Source organism: Pseudomonas sp. 44 R 15 (genome assembly GCF_900004965.1).
Taxonomy (GTDB): Bacteria; Pseudomonadota; Gammaproteobacteria; order Pseudomonadales; family Pseudomonadaceae; genus Aquipseudomonas; species Aquipseudomonas orientalis_A.
Window position 1 is genome coordinate 56718 of sequence record NZ_CVTU01000030.1, and the last position, 9124, is coordinate 65841.

9 protein-coding genes and 1 pseudogene are annotated in these 9124 nt (G+C 59.7%); 6 read left to right on the top strand and 4 right to left on the bottom strand.

Translation table 11 applies throughout. The features are described from left to right. Positions 1 to 75 precede the first annotated feature (75 nt). The 3 genes and pseudogenes from selD to BFP93_RS29070 all read left to right on the top strand — a co-directional run. Positions 76 to 1110, top strand: a complete 1035-nt coding sequence (gene selD / locus BFP93_RS02495; protein WP_065891831.1) for a selenide, water dikinase SelD — start codon at positions 76 to 78, stop codon at positions 1108 to 1110. Beyond that, positions 1110 to 2213: a tRNA 2-selenouridine(34) synthase MnmH gene (mnmH, locus tag BFP93_RS02500; protein WP_065891832.1), complete on the top strand. Its 1104-nt coding sequence runs from the start codon at positions 1110 to 1112 to the stop codon at positions 2211 to 2213. Before selD ends, mnmH begins: the two co-directional genes overlap by 1 nt. A gap of 53 nt (positions 2214 to 2266) precedes the next feature. After that, positions 2267 to 2422: pseudogene (locus BFP93_RS29070) on the top strand (hypothetical protein); the annotation flags it as partial. Positions 2423 to 2593: 171 nt separating this feature from the next. On the opposite strand, the gene BFP93_RS02505 reads toward BFP93_RS29070, so the two are convergent. Both BFP93_RS02505 and BFP93_RS02510 read right to left on the bottom strand, forming a co-directional pair. Continuing rightward, entirely contained in the window at positions 2594 to 3649 is a 1056-nt protein-coding gene (locus BFP93_RS02505; protein ID WP_065884073.1) for a permease, read from the bottom strand. A gap of 58 nt (positions 3650 to 3707) precedes the next feature. After that, positions 3708 to 4409: a histidine phosphatase family protein gene (locus BFP93_RS02510; protein WP_065884075.1), complete on the bottom strand. Its 702-nt coding sequence runs from the start codon at positions 4407 to 4409 to the stop codon at positions 3708 to 3710. 249 nt (positions 4410 to 4658) lie between these two features. Here BFP93_RS02510 and BFP93_RS02515 point away from each other — a divergent pair, with 249 nt between their 5' ends. The 3 genes from BFP93_RS02515 to hemB all read left to right on the top strand — a co-directional run bounded on the left by BFP93_RS02515 (position 4659) and on the right by hemB (position 7281). Continuing rightward, a complete protein-coding gene (locus BFP93_RS02515; RefSeq protein WP_065891833.1) occupies positions 4659 to 5357 on the top strand; it encodes a glutathione S-transferase N-terminal domain-containing protein in 699 nt (232 codons plus the stop codon). Between the two features lie 2 nt (positions 5358 to 5359). Next, positions 5360 to 6190 carry a PhzF family phenazine biosynthesis protein gene (locus BFP93_RS02520; protein WP_065891834.1) on the top strand — a complete coding sequence of 277 codons (831 nt, stop codon included), beginning with the start codon at positions 5360 to 5362 and terminating at the stop codon, positions 6188 to 6190. Between the two features lie 116 nt (positions 6191 to 6306). After that, entirely contained in the window at positions 6307 to 7281 is a 975-nt protein-coding gene (hemB, locus tag BFP93_RS02525) for a porphobilinogen synthase (protein WP_016977356.1), read from the top strand. A 46-nt stretch (positions 7282 to 7327) separates the two neighbouring features. Here hemB and BFP93_RS02530 read toward each other — a convergent pair whose 3' ends face one another. Together BFP93_RS02530 and BFP93_RS26980 are read right to left on the bottom strand one after the other, a co-directional pair. After that, positions 7328 to 7714 carry a hypothetical protein gene (locus BFP93_RS02530; protein ID WP_065891835.1) on the bottom strand — a complete coding sequence of 129 codons (387 nt, stop codon included), beginning with the start codon at positions 7712 to 7714 and terminating at the stop codon, positions 7328 to 7330. Further along, on the bottom strand, positions 7711 to 9124 hold a 1414-nt coding region (locus BFP93_RS26980; protein WP_176717543.1), incomplete at its 5' end, for an RHS repeat-associated core domain-containing protein. The genes BFP93_RS02530 and BFP93_RS26980, both read right to left, overlap by 4 nt.

Consider the following 9124-nt stretch of genomic DNA (forward strand, 5'->3'; position numbering starts at 1 on the left):
GGCCGCGTTCATTAGAGCGCGGTTGGCTTTTGGCTATCTGGTAGAATTTTCCTACACGATAGTCAGAGGTTTCCCATGAGCGAGCAGATTCGACTTACGCAGTACAGCCATGGTGCGGGTTGCGGTTGCAAGATCTCGCCTCAGGTGCTGGAGGTGATTCTGGCCGGCAGTGGCGCACAAAACCTCGATCCCAACCTCTGGGTGGGCAACGCTTCACGCGATGATGCGGCGGTTTACGCCATCGACGACGAACGCGGCGTGGTATCCACCACGGACTTTTTCATGCCGATTGTCGACGATCCCTTCGACTTCGGGCGCATTGCCGCCACTAACGCCATCAGCGACATCTACGCCATGGGCGGCGACCCGTTGATGGCTATTGCCATTCTTGGCTGGCCGGTGAATGTGCTGGCGCCGGAGATCGCCCGCGAAGTGATCCGCGGTGGCCGTGCGGTGTGCGACGCTGCGGGCATTCCGCTGGCGGGTGGGCATTCCATTGACGCGCCGGAACCGATCTTCGGCCTGGCCGTGACCGGCATCGTGCAAAAACGCCATATGAAGCGCAACGACACCGCCACCGCAGGGTGCAAGCTGTACCTGACCAAACCCTTGGGCATCGGCATCCTTACTACCGCCGAAAAGAAGGGCAAGTTGCGCGAGGCCGACATCGGCCTGGCCCGCGACTGGATGTGTACCCTCAACAAACCCGGTAGCCGCTTCGGCAAGCTGGCCGGGGTGACGGCGATGACCGATGTCACCGGTTTCGGCTTGCTCGGACATCTGGTGGAAATGGCCGACGGCAGCGGCCTCACGGCCCGCATCGAATATGCAAAAGTCCCACGCTTGCCAGGCGTCGAATACTACCTGGACCAGGGCTGCGTACCCGGTGGCACCTTGCGCAACTTCGACAGCTACGCCAGCAAGGTCGGGCGCGTGCAGGAACTGCACAAGCGCGTGCTGTGCGATCCGCAAACCAGCGGTGGCTTGCTGATCGCCGTCACGCCCGAAGGCGACGCCGAGTTCCACGCGGTGGCCGCTGAACTGGGCCTGGTCCTGGAGTCCATTGGCGAACTGCTTGAGCGACAGACCAACGCGGTAGAGGTGATTTGATGGCGACTGATATCACCGATTACCGCGACATTTTCCTCAACGACCGGCCGATGATGGATACCCGCGCGCCGGTCGAGTTCACCAAGGGCGCGTTCCCCGGCGTGGTCAACCTGCCGCTGATGACCGACGAAGAGCGCCAGCGGGTCGGCACCTGCTACAAGCAGCAAGGCCAGCAAGCTGCAATCGTGCTGGGCCATGAGCTGGTGTCGGGGGCGGTCAAGGCCGTGCGTATCGAGCAATGGGCACAGTTCGCCCAGGCCAATCCACAGGGCTACCTGTACTGCTTTCGCGGCGGGTTGCGCTCGCAGATTGTGCAGCAATGGCTGAAAACCGAAGCGGGTATCGAGTATCCGCGTGTCGGTGGTGGCTACAAGGCCATGCGTACTTTCCTACTGGATACGCTGGACCAGGCGACTGCTCAATGTGATTTTGTGCTGCTCGGCGGCATGACCGGCACCGGCAAGACCGAAGTGCTCGGTCAGTTACGCAACGCCCTGGACCTGGAAGGCCATGCCAACCATCGCGGCTCCAGCTTCGGCAAGCGCGCCACGGCGCAGCCTTCCACTATCGACTTCGAAAACCGCCTCGCGGTGGACGTGCTGAAAAAACGCGCGGCGGGCATCGAACAGTTCGTGGTCGAGGACGAGAGCCGCATGATCGGCAGCTGCGCGCTGCCGCTGCCGTTACACAAAGGTATGCAGGCATTCCCGATGGTGTGGCTCGAAGACAGCGTTGAAGGTCGCGTCGAGCGCATCCTGCGCGATTATGTGGTCGACCTGTGCGCCGAGTTCATTGAGGTATTGGGTGAAAATGGCCAGGCACTCTTTGCCGAACGTCTGACCCAAAGCCTTGCCAATATCCATAAGCGCCTGGGCGGCGAACGCTTTCAGCGGCTGCAGGCGATTTTGCAGGACGCCCTGGCGGAACAGGCACGCAGCGGGGCAGTGGACCTGCACCGCGTGTGGATCGAAGGCTTGTTGCGCGAGTATTACGACCCGATGTACGCGTTTCAGCGTGAAAAGAAAGGCGCGCGGATCGAGTTCGCCGGGGAGCAGGGTGCGGTGGTGGAATACTTGCTTGAGCGTGCTGCTCGGCGCGGTTGATTGGCAGGTTTCGAAGGCCCCTTCGCGGGCAAGCCTTAAGGATTTTTTGTAGGGGCGGCTACCGCCAGCGCACCTACGCCAGCAAAGCCTGGCTACTGCCGGTGGCGAGCAAGGTGCAGGCGCGTTCGCAGCTGTATGCGCGGCAATATGCCGGGTGCAAGGATGAGTTGGGTCGAGGGTTCTGGAGCCAGTTCTGGCATTGGTTGTAAAGCACTGCGCTGGATGCATGCAAATCAAAATGTGGGAGGGGGCTTGCCCCCGATGGCGGAGTGTCAGCCACTGATGTTGCGACTGATGTACCGCTATCGGGGGCAAGCCCCCTCCCACAGTAGATGGCGGTACGGCGACGGCCGCGAAAGGGTCGTCAGCCCACTTGAAATCTAAAGAATCACCGCCCCGATCAACCCGCACACCACTCCCATCAGCATGGTCAGCCCGGCCACCGTCACCAGCACCCGCGCATCGAAATCCTTGCGCAGCATCAGCAGCGACGGCAAGCTTATGCTCGGCAGGGTCATCAGCAAGGCGACGGCCGGGCCGGTGCCCATGCCCAGGGTCATCATGGTTTGTACGATGGGAATCTCGGCCGCCGTAGGAATCACGAATAACGTGCCGACTATCGCCAGCGGAACCAGCCACACAAGGCTGTCGGCCATCGCCCCGTCCACATGGGGGAACAGCCAGACCCGTGCCGCGCCGAGGATCAGCACCGCGAGGATATACACCGGGATGGTGCTCCAGAACAGCTGCCACAACGTCCGTAACCAGCGCGTCAGGAAGGGTTCGGACTCAGCAGTGCTGACCTCGGCCACGGCCTCCAGCGCCGCTTCCGGCACTTGGTCCGGGCGCGCAATACGCTGCGCGATCAATGACACACCCACCACCAGCACAATCCCCGCCACCAGCCGCAACGCGGTAAAGCCCCAACCCAGCACAAAGCCCATGAACACCAGCGTGGCCGGGTTCAATACCGGGTTGGCAATCCAGAACGCCAGCGCCGCGCCCACCGACACCTGCTGACGGCGCATGCCTGCCGCCACCGGCGCCGCGCAGCAACTGCACATCATCCCCGGCAAGGCGAACAGCCCGCCACGCAGGGTCGAGCCCAGTCCGGCCCGGCCAAACAGGCGCAGCAGCCAGTCGCGCGGGATCAGCACTTGCAGCAGCGAACCGAGGATCACCGCCAGCACGGCGGCTTTCCAGATCGCCAGGAAATACACCTGGGCATAGGCCAGCGCCGCCGCGAGGGGCGAGCTTTGCTGGTCATTGAGAATCGAGGCACCGATGCTGTGGTTGTCGGCCGCGACAAAGGCCTTGAGGTAGTAGGGCGACCATTTCACGTAGTAGAGGCCGACGCAGGCCACCAGGAGAAACAGCGCAGGTTTGCACCAGAACGACCAGCCCCGGTTGGGCTGGGCAGAAGGGAGGTTGGACATGAAGATGTTCCGCCGATGAGTCAATAGCGCAGCATCATACGCGCCTGACGCTCAACCTTCAGATATCTGCGCTGACTTGGGTCGGATCCGGGCAGGTTTGCACACCATTATCGAGTCCCTGCTTGTAGTTGCGACTGAGCAGCGAGGCCTTGCCGTTGTGCCAGGTGAGTGTCAGCACATACAGCGAGTCATAGTCGTTACCGGACCAGTCTTCGGTGATGGTGTGCTTTTCGCCTGCCGCTTCACTGGCGACTTTGTTGATCAACTCCGGCAGGTAACCGTGGGACCAGGCGGTGTAGATCGTGGCGTTGTGGTACTTGTCTTCGACCAGTTCATCGGCCAGGGCACTGGTGTCGTTTGCCGAGAACTTGATGTTGACCGGCAGGCCCAGCTTGATTGCGCTGGGACTGATGGTCATCAGCGGGCGAATGTAGCTGTAGGAGTTGTCGTGCTCACCTTCCTCGACATTGCGCGTCGGGTTGGCGGCGAACACGAAATCGGCCTTGCCGAATTTTTCCGGCAAGACACTGGCCAGGTTCATCGCACGGTTCAGGCCCTGGCAATTGAGTTGGCCCAGGCCCCCGGCAGGTTTTTCGCCGTGGCGCAGAAATACCAGGGTTTGCACGCCGTCTACCGGTTGCGCGCGGCTTTCACGGGCATCCAGTGCCGTGACAATACCCGCCGTGACCAGCAGCAGCGGTAACATGATGTATGAATAACGTTTGATGTGTTGCACAAGGCGCAGAGGCTTGATCTTCATTAGGTTCGAGTCTTCTTGCGTCGGGTTAAGGCTGACAGGCCCGGCCCAGTGGCGCGGTGCGCGTCTGAGGGTGTTCCATGTCGGTATAGCCAGGTGCCTCCATTCACCGAACAAGCGCACTTATGAGTGCATTCGGGCATTTTGGTTCGCCCACGGGGATTCTAGTCAGGCAATGTTGCTCAATGATGACGCATGCACGACGCCGAGCAGATGACTATCATGGGGATTTTGAGCTCAGGAACTTCCTCGATGAACGCACTCGCCGCTTTCCCGATCAACAGCAAATGGCCCGCGCAGCACCCGGAGCGCCTGCAACTGTACTCGCTGCCTACGCCCAACGGTGTAAAAGTCTCGATCATGCTCGAAGAGCTGGGCCTGCCTTATGAGGCGCACAAGGTCAGCTTCGACACCCAGGACCAATTATCCCCCGAGTTCCTGTCGCTGAACCCCAATAACAAGATCCCCGCAATCATCGACCCCAATGGCCCCAGCGGGCAGCCGCTGGCGTTGTTCGAGTCCGGCGCGATCCTGATTTACCTGGCGGAAAAGACCAGCCAGTTGCTCGCCGAAGACCCGGCCACTCGCTACGAAACCCTCCAGTGGCTGATGTTCCAGATGGGCGGGATCGGCCCGATGTTCGGCCAGTTGGGGTTCTTCAACAAGTTCGCCGGCAAGGCCTATGAAGACAAGCGCCCGCGCGACCGTTATGCCGCCGAGTCGCGGCGCTTGCTCCAGGTACTGGAAAAACGCCTGCTGGGCCGCACCTGGATCATGGGTGACGATTACAGCATCGCCGACATCGCCACCTTCCCCTGGATTCGCAACCTGATCGGTTTCTACGAATCGGGCGACCTGGTAGGCATCGCCGATTTCCCTAACGTACTGCGCGCGCTGGACGGTTTTGTCGCACGCCCAGCGGTGATTCGTGGCCTGAATATTCCGAGCTGAGCATGCCGATTTTCGATTTCAAACAACTGGATGTCTTCAGCCGTGTGCCGCTCAAAGGCAACCCAGTTGCCGTGGTGCTTGGGGCCGACAGCCTGACGGACCAGCAGATGGCCGACTTCGCCAAGTGGACGAACCTCAGCGAAACCACGTTTTTGCTGACGCCCCGTGACCCACGAGCCGACTACCGGGTAAGAATTTTCACAACTTTGCAGGAACTGCCGTTTGCCGGGCATCCGACCTTGGGCAGTTGCCATGCGTGGTTGCAGGCAGGCGGTGTTGCGCGTGGGCAAGAGATCATTCAGGAGTGCGAAATCGGCCTGGTACGCATTCGACGCGAAGGCGACGAGCTGGCGTTCATCGCGCCACCGCTGTTGCGTTCCGGCGTTGTCGAGGCATCACTGCTTGAGCGTGTGCGCGTGGGGCTGGGCCTGGCGCCCGGCGCTATTGTGCGTAGCCAGTGGGTGGATAACGGCGCGGGTTGGCTGGCGGTGATGCTGGCTGATCGACAGGCTGTGCTGGCGCTGCGGCCTGACTACTCGCAGTTGCTCGGACTGGCGGTTGGCGTCATCGCGCCCGGCACAGGGGACGACGCACAGTTTGAGGTGCGCGCCTTCATCGCCGGCGACGGTGCTCAGGAAGACCCGGCCACCGGCAGCTTGAACGCCGGGCTTGCCCAATGGCTGCTCGGCGAGGGCCTGGCGCCGGAGCGCTACGTGGTCAGCCAAGGCACCGCCATCGGGCGAGCGGGGCGTATTCGCATCGAGCGCCAGGGCAGTGAAATCTGGGTTGGCGGCGCCGTTGCCGTCTGCATCGAAGGGCATTTACAGCTCTAGATCAATGCAATTGTTACGTGCTGCGCAATACACTGTTGGCCCCTCGGCATTTGTGCCGCCGGGGCTTGGGGCATAAGCTTTGGCCCCAAAGATTTCAGCCACTTTTCAGGAAAGCCATGACCAGCCAGTTCCCCCAAGCCCGCCCCCGTCGCCTGCGCCGCTCTCCGGAGCTGCGTGGCCTGTTCCAGGAAAGCGAATTCACGCTCAACGACCTGGTGCTGCCGATTTTCGTCGAAGAAGAAATCGACGATTTCGTGCCGATCACCAGCATGCCGGGCGTGTTGCGTATTCCTGAGAAAAAGCTGGCCGGCGAGATCGAGCGCTATGCCCGTGCCGGCATCAAGTCTGTGATGACCTTTGGCGTTTCCCACCACCTGGACGCCAGCGGCAGCGATACGTGGAAAGAGCGCGGCCTGGTCTCGCGCATGTCGTCGATCATCAAGGACGCCGTGCCGGAAATGATCGTGATGTCCGACACCTGCTTCTGCGAATACACCGACCATGGCCACTGCGGCGTGATGCACGGCGCCCACGTCGATAATGACGCGACCCTGGTCAACCTCGGCAAACAAGCCGTGGCCGCCGCCCGCGCCGGTGCCGACGTCATCGCGCCCTCGGCGGCGATGGACGGCCAGGTCCAGGCCATCCGCCGCGCCCTGGACGATGCCGGTTTCACCCACATCCCGATCATGGCCTACTCCACCAAATTCGCCTCGGCCCTCTACGGCCCGTTCCGCGAAGCCGGCGGCAGCGCCCTCAAGGGCGACCGCAAAAGCTACCAGATGAACCCGATGAACCGCCGCGAGGCCGTACGCGAATCGCTGCTCGACGAGCAGGAAGGCGCCGATGCGCTGATGGTCAAACCGGCCGGCGCCTACCTCGACATCATCCGCGACATCCGCGAAGCCTCACGCCTGCCGGTGGCGGCGTATCAGGTGAGCGGCGAGTACGCGATGATCAAATTCGGCGCACAGGCCGGGGCGATTGACGAGGATCGCGTAGTGCGCGAGACCCTGGGCTCGATCAAGCGGGCGGGGGCGGATTTGATATTTACGTATTTTGCGATGGATTTGGCGTTGGCGGGGATTTAGGTAGACGCTCATTCTGTGGCGAGCGTGCTCGTCACAGATGCATTTGCTAAGTTTGCACCGATTCAGCCCAGCGCTGGCAGAAATCATGCTGCTCTTGTATATCATTGGTGAGATCGTTTTCTTCATAAGAAAATATATGCACAAGTTCCCCTTCTGGCTGCCCCATTGTCAGTTCGTAAGCAATAAGACCGTTTGACATATGTGAAGACATACCTGACGTGTGGACGTTGATTTTGGCGCCTTTGCAAAGAAACAACGTGTCTTTCATATCAGCTCTTAATAAGCCGAAGCAATCGTATAAGTCCATTGCTGTATAGGTTTTTTGGATCCCGTTGCTTAGCAATAGATAAAGGGTAGATTTACCGCCTTCATATTCGATCACTGCACTGTCACGTATCCCGTCTTTGATAATGGTGATTTCACGTGATTTCATGGGTATTTCCTATGCGGGTTCAAAATTGTATATCCCTTAAAGGTTCCGTCTTCATTAACTGGCGATGCACCTAAAATATCCTTGGTATCTATTCGACCGGGAATTGCGATTTCTAATTCGTTTTTATGTTTTGAGAGCTTCCCGAGCTCTTTGTTTACGTCTATTCCAGGAATTTTCCTCAGTGTGTAAAGGAAACCTTCTTCGAATCCAAAGCTTGAAGCAAATACCAACGCTTGTTTCCTTGAGGATGAAGTGGGGACGAAATTGCTAGGAGGACTGGCATTATTCAACACGTGCAGGAAAAGGTCTGTGCTGTCTCCTCGACTTTCAAATCCATTATTAAAGATTTCGTCTGGTTCTCTTAAGTCACCGCGATACAGATATTCTCGTTTTTTTTCTGAGCTGGGTAGCGGGGGAGCTCCCTCATCTACCTTTACCTGCCCGTGAGATTTTTCTGTATTAAGCTGTGGTTTACATCCGACCGCGCCTGGACATGTACTTAAACCTAGCGGATCCACCCACCCAGTAGGATTGGGCACGTACTGGTACCCATTCATCCCACCCGCCAGCTTCACCGGGTCCGGCGTCAGGTAACGACCGATATTCGGGTGGTAGTAGCGATGGCGGTTGTAGTGCAGGCCGCTTTCCTGGTCGTAGTACTGGCCTTGGAAGCGCAGCGGATTGTCGATTTTGCCGACGTCGAGGCGGCTGATTTCGCCGTAGGCGCGGTGGTGCGCGGACCAGACGATTTCACCGTCGGGCGTGGTGAGTTCCTGCGGTGTGCCGAGGTGGTCGAGTTGGTAGTGGTAGGGCTTTACGTCTTCCGGCCCGAAGCCTTCCAGCAGTGCCAGCGGGCGGAAGCTGTCGGGTTCGTAGAGGTAGCTGCGATGACGTTCCGCATGGTGTTCGGCGATCAGCTTGTCGCCTTGCCAGAAGAACTCTGTGGTTTTCTCTTCTATGGTTTTGCTGATACGTCGACCAAACGGGTCATAGCGATAGCTTGCGGTTTGGCCGTTGGGCTTGGTGAGGCCGATCAGCCGGTGCTGGCAGTCGTAGCGGTACTCGGTGACGAGTGCATGACCCTTGCCACGCCGTTCTCTTATTAGATTTCCAAAAGCGTCATAGTCGTAATGGTGACCGCCTTGGATCATCAGGCGATTGCCCGCCACGATGTCCGGCCCCGGCCTGTCTTGCATAAGCAAATTGCCGGCGGGGTTGTGGCCGAAACGCTCCTGTACGTCTTGCGAGTGATCGGCGCGGGTCAGGCGGTTTAGTGGGTCGTAGCGGTAACGGTGTTCGCCTTTGCGGGTGTCGATCAGGCGGGCGAGGTTGCCGGCTTTGTCGTAGTCGTATTGGCGTTGGTAAAGGTGGTTTCCTTGCTGGGTGACGGCGTGGGCGTGCAGGCGGTTT